Source organism: Paenibacillus sp. 1001270B_150601_E10, from assembly GCF_015558675.1.
Classification (GTDB): domain Bacteria; phylum Bacillota; class Bacilli; order Paenibacillales; family Paenibacillaceae; genus Paenibacillus_B.
In genome coordinates this window covers 14,524-31,635 of sequence record NZ_JADMOL010000006.1, presented here as the reverse complement: position 1 = coordinate 31,635, position 17,112 = coordinate 14,524, and the positions used below count along the sequence as shown (strand labels likewise).

Annotated in this window: 12 protein-coding genes; 10 read left to right on the top strand and 2 right to left on the bottom strand. The window is 41.3% G+C overall.

Translation table 11 applies throughout. The features are described 5' to 3' along the window. Nucleotides 1-38 precede the first annotated feature (38 nt). Nucleotides 39-257 (top strand): hypothetical protein, encoded by a 219-nt coding sequence (locus I2H74_RS14800; protein WP_229106707.1) that lies wholly within the window; start codon nucleotides 39-41, stop codon nucleotides 255-257. Nucleotides 258-1,172: 915 nt separating this feature from the next. Here I2H74_RS14800 and rluF read toward each other — a convergent pair. Continuing rightward, nucleotides 1,173-1,886 carry a 23S rRNA pseudouridine(2604) synthase RluF gene (rluF, locus tag I2H74_RS14795; RefSeq protein WP_195574940.1) on the bottom strand — a complete coding sequence of 238 codons (714 nt, stop codon included), beginning with the start codon at nucleotides 1,884-1,886 and terminating at the stop codon, nucleotides 1,173-1,175. Between the two features lie 659 nt (nucleotides 1,887-2,545). On the opposite strand from rluF, the gene I2H74_RS14790 reads away from it, so the two are divergent. Both I2H74_RS14790 and I2H74_RS14785 read left to right on the top strand, forming a co-directional pair. Beyond that, on the top strand, nucleotides 2,546-3,052 hold the full coding sequence (locus tag I2H74_RS14790) for a prolyl oligopeptidase family serine peptidase (protein WP_229106706.1): 507 nt from the start codon (nucleotides 2,546-2,548) through the stop codon (nucleotides 3,050-3,052). A 96-nt stretch (nucleotides 3,053-3,148) separates the two neighbouring features. After that, a complete protein-coding gene (locus I2H74_RS14785; RefSeq protein ID WP_195574938.1) occupies nucleotides 3,149-3,343 on the top strand; it encodes a hypothetical protein in 195 nt (64 codons plus the stop codon). A 233-nt stretch (nucleotides 3,344-3,576) separates the two neighbouring features. Here I2H74_RS14785 and I2H74_RS14780 read toward each other — a convergent pair whose 3' ends face one another. Then, nucleotides 3,577-4,140, bottom strand: a complete 564-nt coding sequence (locus I2H74_RS14780; protein WP_195574936.1) for a sugar O-acetyltransferase — start codon at nucleotides 4,138-4,140, stop codon at nucleotides 3,577-3,579. Between the two features lie 647 nt (nucleotides 4,141-4,787). Here I2H74_RS14780 and I2H74_RS14775 point away from each other — a divergent pair. The 7 genes from I2H74_RS14775 (at nucleotide 4,788) to I2H74_RS14745 (ending at nucleotide 17,083) form a co-directional block, all read left to right on the top strand. Then, nucleotides 4,788-6,272, top strand: a complete 1,485-nt coding sequence (locus I2H74_RS14775; protein ID WP_195574934.1) for an Lsa family ABC-F type ribosomal protection protein — start codon at nucleotides 4,788-4,790, stop codon at nucleotides 6,270-6,272. Nucleotides 6,273-6,526: 254 nt separating this feature from the next. Then, nucleotides 6,527-7,558, top strand: coding sequence for a Cfr family 23S rRNA (adenine(2503)-C(8))-methyltransferase (locus I2H74_RS14770; RefSeq protein WP_195574932.1), 1,032 nt, complete (start codon nucleotides 6,527-6,529; stop codon nucleotides 7,556-7,558). Nucleotides 7,559-8,171: 613 nt separating this feature from the next. Next, a complete protein-coding gene (locus tag I2H74_RS14765; RefSeq protein ID WP_195574930.1) occupies nucleotides 8,172-10,382 on the top strand; it encodes an NPCBM/NEW2 domain-containing protein in 2,211 nt (736 codons plus the stop codon). Between the two features lie 610 nt (nucleotides 10,383-10,992). After that, on the top strand, nucleotides 10,993-12,738 hold the full coding sequence (locus tag I2H74_RS14760) for a DUF885 domain-containing protein (RefSeq protein ID WP_195574929.1): 1,746 nt from the start codon (nucleotides 10,993-10,995) through the stop codon (nucleotides 12,736-12,738). 1,326 nt (nucleotides 12,739-14,064) lie between these two features. Beyond that, a complete protein-coding gene (locus tag I2H74_RS14755) occupies nucleotides 14,065-15,624 on the top strand; it encodes a spore germination protein (protein WP_420707451.1) in 1,560 nt (519 codons plus the stop codon). 12 nt (nucleotides 15,625-15,636) lie between these two features. Beyond that, a complete protein-coding gene (locus I2H74_RS14750) occupies nucleotides 15,637-16,839 on the top strand; it encodes a Ger(x)C family spore germination protein (RefSeq protein ID WP_324254081.1) in 1,203 nt (400 codons plus the stop codon). Between the two features lie 10 nt (nucleotides 16,840-16,849). Then, a complete protein-coding gene (locus I2H74_RS14745; protein WP_195574927.1) occupies nucleotides 16,850-17,083 on the top strand; it encodes a hypothetical protein in 234 nt (77 codons plus the stop codon). Nucleotides 17,084-17,112 lie beyond the last annotated feature (29 nt).

Sequence of the window (17,112 nt, the reverse complement as noted above, 5' to 3'; positions counted from 1 at the left end):
ACAAAGTTACCTACATATTGTTGCGGATCGTGATTTAGATGAAGAAACTCGCGAGAAACGTCTACGTGAAAGAAATTGGCCAGAGGAAGATATACAGAACCAACAAAGACTTTACAAAACGATTGCTTGAAATTGCTGATGAGGTCTATAACCCACCTATGCCTACTATTGATACAACGGATACTGATGTAACCGAAGCTGCCTCTCAGATAAAAGAATGGGTTCTCTTATACGCTTCAACTAACGGGGAACGCTAGTTAAATAGATTAAAACCTTCTATAAGAAGCAAAACTAGATGTAATAGTTCTTATGGGAGGTTTTATTTATGATTTTAAGTGAGTTATGGCGACTGTACGAGGCTGATAAACGTATCCAGAGCTTTCGTACAAGTACATTGAAAGCTTACTCCCTTCAGCTCAAGATGCTACTAAGAGAACTAGGGGACCTGGATACAACCGAGTGTAAAGTGTGGTTTAAGAAGTATCTCGAGAGCCGTGAAGATACTTGTAAAGTCTTATACTTATGCGTGTCAGCTGCTTGATAATGGAGTGCCATTAGATTTCATTCAAGGTATGCTGGGGCATGAAAAAGCATCACCCCGTCAATTTTATATCCAGCTGCGTGGGGAACGCCGACGAGAACTCTACCGTCGTTTTTTAGCTTTTCCGTAATATTACGAGATGAACTGTTCCTAAGTAAAACGTTACTCAACTAAAGGGCAGTTTAGTATGGCGATCTGAACACATAATATAGAGTAATATAATAATAGTTCGAATTAGAAATTAGGCGTGGTTGACCGTTATCGAAGGGAATACGTATTTATCTGATGCAAATAGTGACACTGGATGCTGGGCACTGATTCCAGTGTGTTTTATGTGATACAATAAGGCAAAGGGAAGAAGATGGAAATTCGGAACGGAGGGAAAGCTTGCTTAAGTGGAATAGCGATGTATGGGGAAAGCTGACAGGACCGTACAGTTCTGCAGAAAACGTATCTGTGTTATTGCAGCAGCTAATTGAGGTTCTTAGGGGTATAGATGACCTTTATGCATATCTTCCTTAGTGCTTCTTTCCAAGAAAGAAGCACTAAGGAGTTAATGATAATGAGATTGTCCTTTAGTTGGACATTAATCCAATCATAATTCTACCTAAGCTTGATGTTCCATAGTTTTTTACCATTCTTTTGGCTCATAATTTAATTCTCGAAATAATTGAGTTTGCTCTTTCTTGGATAAATCTCTCCATTGTCCAAGAGGAAGGTTACCTAAATGAATATTCATGATTCGGGTTCTTTGCAATCGACGGACGTTGTATCCTAATGCAGCGCACATGCGGCGAATTTGACGATTAAGCCCCTGTGTCAAAATGATTTGAAAATCAAATTTTGATAATTGAACTACTTTACAAGGAAGTGTTTTTGTACCTAATATTTTGACACCCTCTGACATCTTCTTCAAGAATTCAGGAGTAACAGGCTTGTCTACTGTAACAATATATTCCTTTTCGTGCTTGTTTTCAGCACGTAGAATTTCGTTAACAATGTCGCCATCGTTCGTAAGAAGGATTAAGCCCTCGGAATCTTTATCCAGGCGCCCAATATGAAATATTCTTAATGGATGGTTGACGAAATCAACAATATTCCCCTTTACACCTTTTTCTGTTGTACTAGTAATGCCTACAGGTTTATTTAAGGCAATATAGACATTATGCTTTGCTACTTTGATAGGGATTGGTTTTCCATCTACTCGAACGTCATCCCCAGCTTCAACTTGGCTGCCTATAGTTGCAGGTTTACCATTAATAGTAACTCTTCCATCGGTAATTAATTTATCGGCACCTCGTCTAGATGCTTTTCCAGATTCACTTATATATTTATTAATACGCATGCTGACACATCCTTAATGAGAGGATTATTTAATTAGATACTAACTATACTTTATTTTAGGGATGAATCACATACTATTATTCAGATAACACGGATAAAAGTTTGTTTGTATTTATAAAGAAAGTATACACTAGGAAAAGAAGGGATCGATAATTACCCTATTATAGGTATTTTTCTGCGGATTTCCTTGCGGGGCATGGATTTGTATAAATGCGTGCAGTTATGGAAATAGCGGACATGTAAATACTGTAATAATACAATAGAGATGATTTTGTCATCCGACACTTATTGTTGTTTGCTAAGAACATTGTTACATATCCCATATGATTTCATCGACGGCGTCTAATAAAGATGATTAGACACCCTTTAATTAAACTACAGGGCAGTTAAGGCTAAATAACTGAAGGAATTTCGGTAAATATGGGGAATTCTATTTTTACCCCTATGGGAGATATCAGTAAAGTGAGGAAGATACAGTGAGTCAAACCGCAAATAAATTAGATAAAGAAATCACAAAAAGAGTGCGGATGAAATACCTCTTACATTTGCCAGATCATTATAAAAAAAGAATCCTCAATTAAGTGGCCATTAATCTTATTTCTTCATGGAGCAGGTGAACGTGGAGATGATCTCGAGTTAGTAAAAACACATGGAATTCCTATGATAGCAGAACACGATCCTTCTTTTCCATTCGTTACAATTTCCCCTCAATGTCCGGAGGATTCTTTTTGGAATGCTGAACAAGACGGATTGATGGCATTAGTAGATGAAATCATTGCAAACTACAACGTAGATCCAGATCGGTTATACTTATCGGGGCTAAGCATGGGTGGTTATGGGACATGGCACTTAGCAGCGGAATATCCAGGAAGGTTCGCGGCTATCGCTCCAATATGTGGAGGAGGTAACCCCAACCGGACACATGAACTAATAGGAACACCCACCTGGGCATTCCATGGCGCGAAGGATAATATCGTTCCTCTTGTTGAATCAAAAAAAATGGTAGACGCACTTCGCGAGAAGGGTGGAGATGTCTCTTTCACAATTTATCCTGAGTCTGATCACAACTCCTGGACAGAAACATACAATAATCCGGAATTATATAGCTGGTTTCTAGGTCATTCTTTAAATAGAAGCAATTTGAGGAATCCTCCAAGCAAATATTAGATGAAGCGAGCAGCAAGAAACGTTATGCATTAGATCAATATGAACCTGAGCAGCTGCTGCAGACGATGATCTTCGATCAATACTCGAAGCTGGTTGATGGCGCTGCGCTCAAAGCCAATTTTGATTCACCGCAAGCAGTTGATCAATAGCGTAAGCCGATTCATCCCTTCATATGATAAAGTCGTATCCATTGCAAAAGAAGAGTCTGTCTCTTTCTTCCGCGGACAGAAGTCAGCAGAGGAAGCGGCAAAGCTAATACAGAACAGAATATCTACATACTTGAATGAGTAGTGTTGTACATCAGATGTCATGCATTGACATTATAAATCAAATGAAAAGACGCCCGGAGTAGCTACTGCTTTAGCAGTACCTTCTCCAGGGCGTCTTCCTTTGCGGAGACTATCAAGGCAGAACTACCCGAGGAAGCCATTCTGGCTGACGGATATCGCTAGGGATCGGGTTGAGTCCACAAGTAGGTTGTTGTTATATTTCTGAAGGCGATAGAATCACCGATTGGCGCCTGACTAAAGGGCTTTTTTCAAAGAGCGGATGACCTTGCACGGATTGCCGACAGCCAAACTATCTGGCGGAATGTCCTTCGTAACGACACTGCCGGCCCCAATCACGCTGTTCGCTCCGATCGTCACGCCTGGCAGGACTATAGCGCCTGCACAGATCCATACATTATCACCGATATTGACTGGATGTGTGTATTCCAATCCCGCTAACCGTTGCTCTACATCCATAGCATGTTCTTCCGTTATAATGCAGACGTTGGGTGCAATAAATACGTTGTTACCAATTGTAATTTTCCCGCTGTCCATGAGTTTGCAGTTCACATTGAGAAAAACATTATCTCCTACCGTGGTATTATACCCATAAGTACAGAAAAGCGGCTGCTCTACAACGCAATTATCTCCGGTCTTTCCCAGCAGCCCGCGAATGGCGATCTGTCGTGCTTCGCGGTCCAGCGGGTGTATATTATTGTATTCGTATAGCTTTTTCACAGTATTTGCACGGTCTGCGACAAGCTCAGGATCGCCAGGTTGGTATAACATACCAGCATGCGATTTTTCTTTTTCGTTCATAACATCAACTCCTATATTCATAACAGCAAAGGCATTATAATATAAGGGATGTTTAGATTCAACTATATAATTGCGCCATTGCATCATAGAATCGTGAGATAGAGATGGCTGGATGTCGCGCCGATATATGCTTCTACTTTGTAGCGAAGAGTGCGTGAAGACGTTGGATAACCTCGCCCTCAATGGACAACTGGTACTGATCCAGGTGGAGATCGGCAACAATAGGAAATCAATTAAGCAAAAAAGGCACCTTAATCGGGTAATTTTTGATTTCGCTCTATATAGTTTAACGAAGAAGCCGAGAGAAGACGCTGGCTTATCGAGCAAAGACGAAGGTTTAAAATCTAAGGTGTCTTAATCGAAGTTAGTTGCAATGAAATATCGGGTATGTTATTATTTCGCTAACACTTACGATAGGAGTGAAGAGGGTAATGTAAAATTTCTTGCTACCAGTTGAAGAATAAAACAAGTTTTATTTGTTATGTTTTATTCTTGATTAGCAAGAAAGTTACCTTATTCTTTTCACTCAAAATATATATTCTTATCTGACTCTGCCTAGGGTTGGATTTGTTTTATTTTTTTGAGCTGTAAGAAAGGTCAACTTTCTTGCAGCTCTTTTTTATTTGTGAACCAAGGAGGTTTCTGGAATGTCATTGATCAAGGTAACGAATCTGACATTTGCCTATGACGGCAGCTACGAAAACATTTTTGAGCATGTAAGTTTACAAATCGATACCAACTGGAAATTGGGCTTTACAGGGAGGAACGGCCGGGGTAAGACTACGTTTCTCAATCTGCTGCTCGGCAAGTTTGAGTACAGCGGAACGATTTCCTCTAACGTCAGTTTCGAGTATTTCCCGTTCCACGTCGAACACAAGGAAAATTATACATTCGATGTGGTCGCCGATATCTATCCGGACTATGAGCACTGGCAGCTCATGCGCGAGTTTTCACTGCTAAAGTTGTCTGAGGATGTGTTGTATCGACCGTTTGACTCGTTGTCCAACGGCGAACAGACGAAGGTCATGCTGGCAGTCTTGTTTTTGAAGGAAAACAGCTTTTTGCTTATCGACGAGCCGACAAATCATCTGGATCTGCATGCTCGGAAGCTGGTAAGTGATTATTTGAACGACAAGAACGGGTTTATATTGGTGTCACACGATCGAGCGTTTCTCGACAACTGTGTGGATCACATTATTTCGATCAATAAGACCAATATCGAAATCCAGAACGGAACATTTTCAGATTGGTGGGAGAATAAACAAAGACAGGACAATTTCGAGCTGGCTGAGAACGAAAAGCTAAAGAAGGACATTAAAAGGTTGTCCGAAGGAGCCAAGCGAACGAGCAATTGGTCGCACGAAGTAGAAAAAACAAAAAACGGCACCCGCAACTCCGGCTCCAAGGTTGACAAAGGATATATCGGCCACAAGGCAGCCAAAATGATGAAGCGATCCAAATCGATCGAGCAAAGACAGCACTCCGCGATTGAGGAAAGATCCCAGCTTCTAAGAAACGTCGATAGCTCGGAAAGTCTGAAAATATCGCAGATGACTTATCATAAACATCAATTGGTTGAGCTCGACCGTGTTTCGATTCATTATGGTGAAAAGAACGTTTGCGGCGGCATCAGCTTTACTATTGAGCAAGGAGATCGCATTGTACTCTCTGGTCCGAACGGCTCAGGTAAATCCAGTTTACTCAAACTGATTTGCGGCGAGGAGATTTCTTATTCCGGTGCGTTTCGAAAAGGGAGTCAGTTGAAAATTTCCTACGTTTCACAAGATACCTCGCAGTTGCAGGGCAATTTGTCGGAATTCGCCAGATCTAGCGATATTGACGAAAGCTTATTCAAAGCGATTTTAAGAAAACTCGATTTTTCGCGCTTGCAATTCGAAAAGGACATCGCTTCTTATAGCGGCGGTCAGAAGAAGAAGGTTCTGATTGCGAAAAGCCTCTGCGAACGCGCTCATTTGCATGTTTGGGACGAACCGCTTAATTTTATCGACGTCATTTCCAGGATGCAAATTGAAGAACTGCTGCTGGAGCATTCGCCAACGATTCTTTTTGTGGAACACGACAGCGAGTTTTGCAAACATATCGCAAATAAAATTGTGGAACTGAACGTTTAACACACTCTAGGAGGATGAAAACGATGAACATTGAGGTTGAGGTTGTAGATGATTATGTGAACCGGTTCCTATCGATTGTCCCGGTTCACAAAAAAATAAAACAGTTGCCGGAGGTATACCAATCTATCGACAGATGCACGTAGCGATGTTGTCCAAAACGCATCGTGTTTTTTCCTGCGTAGTTGGTGAATGACGCATAATAGCACCGAATGACGTTTGCTTTTATGCATTTTCTCCGGCGGTAAGGAGAAAATATGAAACCAACCTCCAAATATGAAAGGATTGGGCAAATCCTGTCCGACTTCAAGCAGCCCGCGTACCGGTATGGGCAAATTATAGACGCTATTTTCAAACAAAAAATTGCTGAATATGAACGGATCACCATACTGCCGAAATTTTTACGAAAAGAGTTAGCCCGTACACTTGGTTCAGACGTCTCCAGCGTTATTCCAGTAAAGGAACTCACATCTCAGCAGGTCAGCAAGATACTGTTTGCCATCGCTGGTGATGAACGCGTAGAGACCGTAAGACTGTCCTATAAACAGGGATGGAAATCGTATTGTATTTCTACGCAGTGTGGTTGCGGGTTCGGGTGCCGTTTTTGCGCTACAGGTACCATTGGTCTGAAACGAAATCTGACCGCCGACGAAATTACCGACCAATTGCTTCACTTTCACTTGAACGGCCATGCCTTGGACAGCGTGTCCTTTATGGGGATGGGAGAGGCGCTTGCTAATCCGCACCTTTTCGATGCGCTGGCAATCTTGACCAACCCGCATCTCTTCGGGTTAGGACATCGAAGAATTACGATTTCCACCATCGGCCTGCTGCCAGGAATCGATAGGTTGACGCGTGAGTTTCCACAGGTCAATCTAACCTTCTCGATGCATTCGCCGTTCGACGATCAACGGAGCGAACTGATGCCGATCAATAAGCGGTTCCCGCTCCACGACGTGCTGAATGCATTGGATAGCCATATTCGACATTCGGGAAGAAAGGTATATATCGCGTATATTCTGCTTCGAGGGTTCAACGACTCGGTGGAGCATGCGAAAGCGGTTGCCGCGTTGTTGAGGGGAAGAGGAGCTTGGGAACATCTCTACCACGTGAACCTCATTCCCTACAATGCGACAGAAGTAACGCCTCAAAGCTACTTGTCATCTGACCCTGAAAGGATCAAGATGTTCGTTCAGACGTTAAAAAGATATGGTGTGAACGTTACGGTTCGTACTCAATTCGGATCGGACATTAATGCGGCCTGTGGTCAGTTATACCGAGCTGAATAGTTGACGATTGAAATGTATCATACAATTTCTGCCGCAATGCATTTGCGACAGATAAGAGAAGCGGTTGCCGTTAAGAAGACAACCGCTTTAGAACTAGTTGAGTTCATTATAAGTAGAATATTGGGTTAATCGGTATGCATTGTTGACAATCGACAACACAAGATGTCAGTTGACAAGAACAACGAGACATTACATGCCGCATAAATTACGGCTTTTTCATATTATTAGGTCAACCGGAATTTCTGGTTGGCCTATTTTTGTAGGTGATGGCAGTAGCGGGAGAACGTTCGGTTTTAGAGTCAATCCTCCAGAATAAAACTGTCCAAAGAAATTAAAGTACTTAAAGATAAAATAAAGGACCACTACACTTCAAGCGGTTTCTCCTTGAATACCTCTGAAAGAAACCCACAACTTACATTGTGAGTTTTTATTATCTAAAGAAGAATAAAGATGGTATTGATGCAATAGAGATAAACGGTGTAATTTTGCTAATGGTAAATAATGGAGTGGTGCCGTGTCATATTTGTAAGAATTTTTTTCATACATACCAGATGGATATGCAAGCATTTAAATGCTTGCTATGCATAAATTCAATTTATTTTAGGAGGATTTGATGAGAAACCTACTTAAGAAGTCACTTCAGGTTTTATCTCTAATGTTAGTAACTGCAGTTGTTGTAACTGTCTCACCATCTGGGGTATTAGCCCAAGATTCAGAGGCGGCCACCACTACACAGCAAAGAAATCTTGTTGTTCAGCGAAATTTTGAAGTAAAAGCCCTTGGTAATATATGGGCGGAAGGTGCGCGAGAGCGTAGAGCTGCGGGATATGCAGATGCTCGAAAAATATATCAGCCAACAGGTCTATATGCAGCAGCTAATGAACAAATTGTGATTGATGTCTCAGGTGACAAACCAATTTCAGCGATTATTGGAACACATCGTCATGATAACGAGTGGGCGATTAGTTATCCATTACAACCAGGTATAAACACAATTTCCTCACCCAATGGCGGTTTGTTGTCTTTTGATAACAGCAACAATGAAGGTAGTATTAATGTAAATGTAGTGAGTGGGGGAAGTCCTGTTCCATTCTTTGTATTAGGCAAAAATACAAAAGCGGATTGGCAGGCAATGATGACTGCTTATCCTAATGCACCTTCTGTTGTTCTTCAATCAGAAAAAGCACTCTTAGTCTTCACATATGCTTCTGCTCAAAATCATATCTTGAATCAAGACCCCGTTCCTGTATTACAGACTTATGATACGTTTATTGGAGCACAGGATGAAATTTCTGGACTATCAAATTCTGATCCTGATCCTAGGCATCGGTTAGATAAGCATTTGATTGGCTTTATTGAACAACCAACATACACAGGCGGAGCGTATGCATATGCAAGTTGGGATGGGGCAATTATGCCTACAAGTACTGGAGCAAATGCCGATGCTTTAGATCTTACAAGAATGGGTTGGGGGCAGTATCATGAGGCAGGTCATTTGAGACAACAAGGGCCTTGGACTTGGAGTGAGATGACTGAGGTGACAGTAAATCTATATTCTCTAGCTGCTAAGAAGGTTCTTAAACCTACTGAGCCTGCAAGATCACAAGGCGAGTACTTAGCTGCTTTTACGTTTGTAGATCAGCCAACCAAGAATTTTTCAGACTCTAATTCAAAATTAGAAATGTTGTGGCAACTTAATCTTGCTTTTGGGGATAACTTCTACCCAGAGTTACATCGATTATATCGTGAGATGGCAAATAATGATCTGCCAACTACGGATGATCAGAAAAAACAGGCATTTATTCTAAACACTTCAAAAGTAGCTCAATATGACTTGACGCCTTTCTTTGATAAATGGGGTTTGTCTGCAACAACTGAAACACGAAACAAGATTAATTCATTGAATATACCTCTTCTAACTGCGCCAATTTGGTATGGGTCAGATTATAACATCATTAAACCGACTGATGGAATGGATAAGGTAAAAGGTATCATTGGGGTAACAGCAAATAGCCAAGAGACTTCAAGCGCTTATGATGCCGCAGTAAATGCGTTTGATGGGAATACAAATAGTATCTGGCACAGTGAATGGAATAAGCAAAATCAGTTCCCATATAATATTACAGCAAAATACGCAAATCCATCTACATTCTCCAAACTAACCTATCTACCACGACAAACTGGTGGAGATAATGGTATTATTACAAATTATAAAATCCTAACTAGTCTTGATGGGGTTACATTCACTGAGATTGCAACAGGCACTTGGGTAAAGGACAACACAGAAAAGACCGTAACGTTCACACCTACTCTTGCTAAATATGTTCGACTTGAAGTACCTCAAGGTGGTGGAACAAATGGTTATGCGTCTGCAAGTGAGATTAATATCTTTGAAGCACCACAACCTGTTACAACGTATCTCAGCGATATAGATTGGTTGTCTGCCACAACAGGTTGGGGAACAATCCATAAAGATCTTAGTGTAGAAGGAAATACACTTACATTAAATAACAAGACCTATACCAAAGGTTTGGGCACACATGCTAACAGTGAAATTGTCTACCAACTTAATGGGCAATACACATCATTTGCCGCGCTAGTTGGGGTAGATAATGAGGTAGGTACTATAGGTTCTGTGGAGTTCCAAGTTGTTGTAGACAATCAAGTTGTATTCTCTAGTGGTGTTATGCATAATGATGTAGAGCCAAAAGAGGTAAACGTTAATCTTTCTGGAAAGAATGAGCTAAAACTTATTGTAACTGATGGTGGGGATGGTATTAACAGTGACCATGCCGATTGGGTAAATGCTCGTCTTATCAAATAGTATTATAAGGTTAAAGCGCATCAAAAAGAGAGGGGTCAATCCCTCTCTTTCGTTTTAGGATTGTTGAAAGACAATAAGTAACTTCATAGTAAGCGTCAGATGGCCCACATCATTTCATCAACTTAAGGGCTATTTTGTTTTTTATCGGCCAGAAACACCCCACATGTTAGTAAAACTTCGCCGCACAGCTGGCCGCTGCTGGTATGCCGATTTAGATATCGAATGACAAGAACCTAGTGATATTACCGTTTTTGACAAGAATATTAGGATATTTCCGATTTGCATTGTTAAAAATAAGCGTTTTGATAACACAAAGATGTTACATCAAGGTGAGTATAGATGAGAAAGACGGTCGTTTTGAACGATGATTATGCGATATATGGTCTTAGTTTAGGTTCATTACTTACGTTTGAAACGTATTACAAGTTAAAACGTATTAAAAGTCAATCGAGAACGGTGTTCATAAACCGAAACATATCGAGCAATCTATTAACGAATTTAGGGACTCGATTCGGAACCGGGTATTGGCATCGTGGAGTTCTATGTCCATTATCTTCGGAAACAAATCGTAAGTGGTTTGGCTAAATCACAAATAAAGGGGATATAAGCTATGAACCTTTTACCACAGGTATCTAAGAAAAATCGTCTGGCCTTCTTATTGGTTGTGGGACTTCTCGTATTGCTGATGGCAGGCGCTTTGTTATGGCAGACCCAACATCAATCAGAGAGTTTTGACGCATTGATTCAGAAGATGGCGTTTGATACGCTTAAGGATGACCCTGAGAAACAGCTTTATTTTGGCTTGGAAAATGTGGAGGGAATTCGATGGGAACCCACTAAGCTTACGGACCTGTCGGATGTCGATTACGAACAATTAAACGATAGGAGAAATGGTTATCTTAAAAAATTGAATGACTATGATGCTGCCAAACTTTCCCCGGAAGACAAACTCACCTACGATATCCTCAAATGGAACCTAAGCGCGGAGCAGCAAGTATATAAATATTCGGATCTGGACACGAATGATTACCTTTCCCTATCCACTTTTCCGGCGTTTTTCGCGAACAACTATCCGATTCGCAATCAAACAGATGCAAAGAATTATATCGTTGCGCTGAACGGGTTTTCGGATAAAGTCGCGCATGTCATAGATAGAATTCAAGACAGACGGGAGAAAGGTATTGTCCCTGCTTCTGAATTTCTTAAGGAAATGCTAACGAGTTACAGCAATTTGCGGAATACGAAACCGGAAGAAACGATTTTGTACAGTTTATATACAGAGAAATTAACCGAGTTAAAACTTGATTCCTCCGAAGAGGAGAAGCTGAAAAAAGCATTAGCGCAAACCCTAACCGATCATGTTCTGGCTTCTTACGGCAAACTTGCCGATGTGATCAAGAACGATCTTATGCAGCAAGCACCTGTGAGCCAAGGAATCTGGAGTCAGCCGGGCGGCAGTGAGTATTATTCTGCTAGGCTCAAACTTACTACGGGTACGGATCTCAGTCCTCAAGAAATGCACGAGATCGCTAAACGCAAGGCAGAAGAGATCGTGAAGGAGCTAAGAAGCGGGGCTTCGGGTCAAGCACAGACTACATCTGCAACCAGATTCCTAACCGGAGATGAATTGCTGCAAGCAATAAATAGCAGTCTGTCGGATGCCACGCCCTACTTGTCTGATTGGTTTGAACAGGAGCTTATCCAGGACCATCCCGTGGACGTGCGGCCGTATTCGGCTCTTATGGCAACGGCAGGTGGAATGTATTTACCCTTATCTATAGATGGTGATAGGAGCGGGAGATTTGTCATTCCGCTCGAATACCCTACCCCCGAAGAACTGGTTAAAATGCTTGCGTTGCATGAGGGGATTCCGGGACATCACTTTCAATTTTCGATTCAATATGATCAACCAACCATTCCATTAATCCGCAAAATAACGATGACGCATGGATACGTAGAGGGATGGGCGGTCTATATGGAAAGCTTATCCGCGGAGAAGGGCTTGCTTGATCAGAACACGGTACTAATCCGTTTGGCGGACCTTTGCATAGGTACAGTGTTAGATACGGGTATCCATGGGCTGAAGTGGACAAGAGAACAAGCTAATGAGTATCTGGTGAGTATCATCGGAACGGGGAGCGATGCTTTTATCGACAGTGTCATTGCCTATCCAGGACAAAAAGGAAACTACGCGATCGGATCGGAGCAATTCCAATCCCTTCGAGAGAAGGCGGTAAGCGAACTCGGGGATCGCTTCGATATCAAGGCATTTCATTCCGTTCTTCTCCAAAACGGTAATATGCCATTTCCGATATTGGAGCAGCAAGTGAATCAATACATCAAATCCGCTAAATAAAAGGAGAGCAGACCCCCGGTATGATTAAACGCACGCTAGTACGAATGACGATATGGAACAGCACAGTCGTATTTTGCTTGCTCGTCATACTGGGGGATCGTTTACGGGTTGGCGCATTATCGGATCTATTCCGACATTGACCGTCAGCTTGGTAGAAATAGAGGGGATTATAGAACGGATCTAGGGCAAATGAAACAAACTTAACTTTAAGGTTCCAATCAGTCATGACGTCAGGAAAAAGGTAGTGAAGGTATTGAAAGGGCCAGAAGAGGATGCTTCTGATCTTACAGTCATTGAACCTATTGGTGAATATCAAACGTTTAAAGGTAGAGAGCGAATGGCGTATGAAGGCTGGTAAATTCAATCTCGATGGAACTGATCCAGAAGATTTTACAGGAAGCACAGTTAAAAAAGGCATCTACACGGAAATTAAAGAGAGATATTCGAGGGACATATTCATGAATTTTCAATCATGATAAATCAATATACGTAAAGACGATCAACCAGACCTGTTAGTTAAACTAAGAGGTGTTAGAAATGGATGGATCTGCAGGGTGGGCCGTTTTTATAGGCTGGATGGTCGCAATATGTGTTTGGTTTTGCATCATATTAGGAGGTGTTATTGGCGTAACAACGCTCCTAATTGTTGGTATTATGCAAAAAAATAAGTGGTTGTATTTGATAGGACCGATTTTCACAGTCATTGGAACATGTCTCCTACTCGTTGTATCCTATTTTGCATTGGATTATTTCTTTAATATCAGCTTGCTTGGAAGAATAGCGAATTAGTATATAGGAGTAGAACGAGTGGAGGAGGACGTTGATTATATGAGATTACGGTAGCGGGCATGAATTATTTTAAGTTCCTAGTACAAGACATTCCTCCACGAGTAAAAACAGCTCAGGAGGTTTATAAGCGGTTTAAGGAGTATTTAAATAACTATGGGCAGATGCTTCTTACTTAACTAGTTAATAATCATAGGAGAAAACAGTTAATTACCTACAGGCTGCATCGGGAATTGCCTTGCATCCCATATCTTGGTGTCATCATCAAGTCGAGTCTACAGTTAATATAGATGAGCTTATGGACGCCTGAGCTTGACTTTCTCTCTTGGTAATATCCACGCCAACTACTGGATTCATTGTATGCATCACCTTCGTAAGCAATGGGGAAATCTTGATCAATTCAAAAAAAGTGAGTTAATAAAAGGAGCTACCGATGAGTAGCTCCTTTTATTATGTACTTATTAGACATTGCAGTAGCCTCACATAGTTTTAATTGTAAAGGGAATACTGAAAAGTAAAAAAACAGGAGAGATATTCTTGATACGATTCACAAGTAGATTTAGGAAACAGAAGACAGAAAATAAGGCTATCAGCAACTCAGATCATTCCGGTTCCTCGAATCAAAGTGAATTATTCTCACAAGATCTTGGAGAAAACCTGAAATTTGTTATGGATTCTTTAGGAAATAGCACGGATCTCATTACGAGAAAATTTATTTTGGGAGCACAAGGGTCTGAGCAGTGTGCAGCGGTTCTGTTTATCGATGGATTAGCAGATACGACGATGATACAAGACTTTATTATTCGCACACTGACAAGTACGGATTTAATCGATAATAATCAAGTGGACTATGATGCTAAAGGTCTCTACATGACAATAAAAAATCAAGCAGTTTCTATTGCAGAAATTAATGAACTGACTTCGTTTAAGGATCTTCTGTCTTCACTCTTAAAGGGAGATACGGTCATACTTATCGATCATTGCAACCTTGGAATTGCTGCTGGGACTGTTGGTTGGGAAGGGCGAGGTGTAGAGGCACCGGAAGATCAAGCCGTTGTACGCGGACCTCGTGATGCATTTACAGAAAATTTAAGAACCAATACAGCGCTTATTAGGCGAAAGATTAAAAACCCAAATTTGTGGCTGCTTACCAAGACTATAGGAACAGTTTCGCAGACCAACGTATCCATTATGTATATTAATGGGATCGCTGAAGAGCAGGTTGTAGATGAAGTTAACCGAAGATTGGATGATATCCAAATTAACGGTATTTTGGAGAGCGGTAATATAGAGGAGTTGATCGAGGACAGAACCCTTACTCCTTTTCCGACGATGTACAATACCGAGAGGCCAGATGTCATTGCCGCTGGACTTATGGAAGGGCGGGTGGCAATTCTGGTTGATGGTACTCCGTTTGTATTGCTAGCTCCAGCACTGTTTATTCATTATTTTCAGGCAGCGGAGGACTACTACCAACGCGCTGACTTCGGCTTGCTTCGATTGCTCCGAGCTCTGTGCTTTACTATAGCTTTAACTGGGCCATCGATTTATATCGCAATCACTACCTTTCATCAAGAAATGCTTCCTGCACCGTTAATCTTCAGCATAGCAGCGGGTAGAGAAGGAGTTCCCTTCCCAGCTTTTATTGAAGCGCTGATTATGGAAACGACATTTGAGATCTTGAGGGAAGCAGGAGTGCGAATGCCTAGAGCAATTGGACAGACGGTTTCAATTGTCGGTGCACTTGTTATTGGACAAGCGGCAGTGGAAGCTGGACTTATATCCCCAGGCATGGTCATCGTTGTGGCAATTACAGCTATTTCTTCTTTTGCATTGCCATCCTATAGTTTTGGCATCGCAGTAAGAATACTAAGGTTCCCTTTAATGGCACTTGCCGCAGCTGTAGGTCTATACGGGATCTTTATCGGAATTGGATTGATTCTCATCCATTTGTGTAGTCTTAAATCGTTCGGTATGCCGTATATGTCGCCTTTCGCCCCCTTCAACTTAGAAGATCAGAAAGATAGTTTATTTCGATTACCTAAGGTCGGACTTAGGATGCAATCTGAATCAATTGGCAAAAAATTTAAAAGGAGATAAGGAGACAGGTTGGTGGCTAAAAGTATCCAGAGTATCCTCATGTCCATTTGTGTGCTTCTTGTCTTGACCGGCTGTTGGAACAGGAGGGAAATGAACGATTTACTTATCGCCGCGGGAATGGGGGTTGATAAGGTTGATGGAGGGTACCTTGTTTCGGTACAAGTCGTTGATCCCAGTGAAATTACTGAGAAAAAAGGAGGTGGCTATCCCCCGGTAACGGTGTATTCTGAAACCGGTGAGACTGTATTCGAAGCTGTACGAAAAATGACTAAGGTAGCAGCTCGAAAAATTTATTTTTCGCATTTAAGATTATTCGTTATTGGAGAAGAGACCGCTAAAACAGATGGCATTGCAAACGCAGCTGAATTTCTATTCCGTGATCATGAATTACGTGTGGATTATTATATTGCCATTGCCAGAAACAGTACGGCGAAGGAAATACTGAGCGGGCTGTCAACAATCGAAAAAATTCCTGCTGAAAAGCTCTTCACGTCACTTGAGATGTCAAGTCGTTCTTATGCAGCAACGGAAACGTATACAATTGATGATTTGGTATCGGATCTAGTTACAGAAGGGAAGTCCCCTGCAATTACTGGTATTATGTTTATCGGAGATAAGGAATTAGCGGGAAAGAAGGAGAATTTAGAAACCACGGATCCCTATACAAAGTTGAAATATGAGGGGATAGCCGTTTTTCATGGAGACAAGATGGTTGGATGGCTAAATGATGATGAGAGTAAAGGTTATAACTACTTAACAGGAAGATCAAGAGCTACGGTTATAGCAGTTCCATGCCCTGAGGAAGATGGTGAGCTGTCAATTGAGCTTATTCGAACAAAAAGTCATGTTCAAGTAAATCATAAGGATCAGTCTCTTCAATTAAACATTAAAGTTGAAGCAGAAGGAAATGTTGGTGAAGTTCAGTGCCGTCGTGTTGATTTAACCAACCTAAGGACGATAAACCAATTGCAGACTCTCACTGCTGAGGCTATCGAAGATAAAGTAGAGAAGACACTTCAAAAAGTTATCCAATTAAACACCGATTTTGTCGGATTTGGAATGTACATTAACCGAGCCAGCCCAAATACTTGGGAGAAATACAAGGACAATTGGGGGGAAAGATTGGGTTCGATCCCCGTAACGGTCAAAGCTTCGGTAAAGTTGCGTAATACCGGTAAAACGGATGGATCATTCCTTCAAAAAATAAAAGAATGAGGCGTACACGATGACGAGCAAAGTGATTGGCATTTTAGTCGTGGCGGTTATTCTATATTGGATAGATATGCCCACTCTAAGAAAACAAAGGAATAAAAAAGATATCGCAATGTTTTTGATACTACTGACCATAGCTATTGTGTTGGGACTAGCAAAGATTTTTAAGCTTTATACTTCTACCCCGTTATATATGATTAGCTGGTTGTTCAAACCACTCAGTGATATTATACGCATGCTCCAATAACATGATATCCAAGAAATGGAGTGAATTTC

Bases quoted from the DNA above. Each gene is read 5' to 3' on its own strand.
- I2H74_RS14800 (WP_229106707.1), top strand. From the start codon at position 39: ATGAAGAAACTCGCGAGAAACGTCTACGTGAAAGAAATTGGCCAGAGG.
- rluF (WP_195574940.1), bottom strand. From the start codon at position 1,886: ATGCGTATTAATAAATATATAAGTGAATCTGGAAAAGCATCTAGACGA.
- I2H74_RS14790 (WP_229106706.1), top strand. From the start codon at position 2,546: ATGATAGCAGAACACGATCCTTCTTTTCCATTCGTTACAATTTCCCCT.
- I2H74_RS14785 (WP_195574938.1), top strand. From the start codon at position 3,149: ATGGCGCTGCGCTCAAAGCCAATTTTGATTCACCGCAAGCAGTTGATC.
- I2H74_RS14780 (WP_195574936.1), bottom strand. From the start codon at position 4,140: ATGAACGAAAAAGAAAAATCGCATGCTGGTATGTTATACCAACCTGGC.
- I2H74_RS14775 (WP_195574934.1), top strand. From the start codon at position 4,788: ATGTCATTGATCAAGGTAACGAATCTGACATTTGCCTATGACGGCAGC.
- I2H74_RS14770 (WP_195574932.1), top strand. From the start codon at position 6,527: ATGAAACCAACCTCCAAATATGAAAGGATTGGGCAAATCCTGTCCGAC.
- I2H74_RS14765 (WP_195574930.1), top strand. From the start codon at position 8,172: ATGAGAAACCTACTTAAGAAGTCACTTCAGGTTTTATCTCTAATGTTA.
- I2H74_RS14760 (WP_195574929.1), top strand. From the start codon at position 10,993: ATGAACCTTTTACCACAGGTATCTAAGAAAAATCGTCTGGCCTTCTTA.
- I2H74_RS14745 (WP_195574927.1), top strand. From the start codon at position 16,850: ATGACGAGCAAAGTGATTGGCATTTTAGTCGTGGCGGTTATTCTATAT.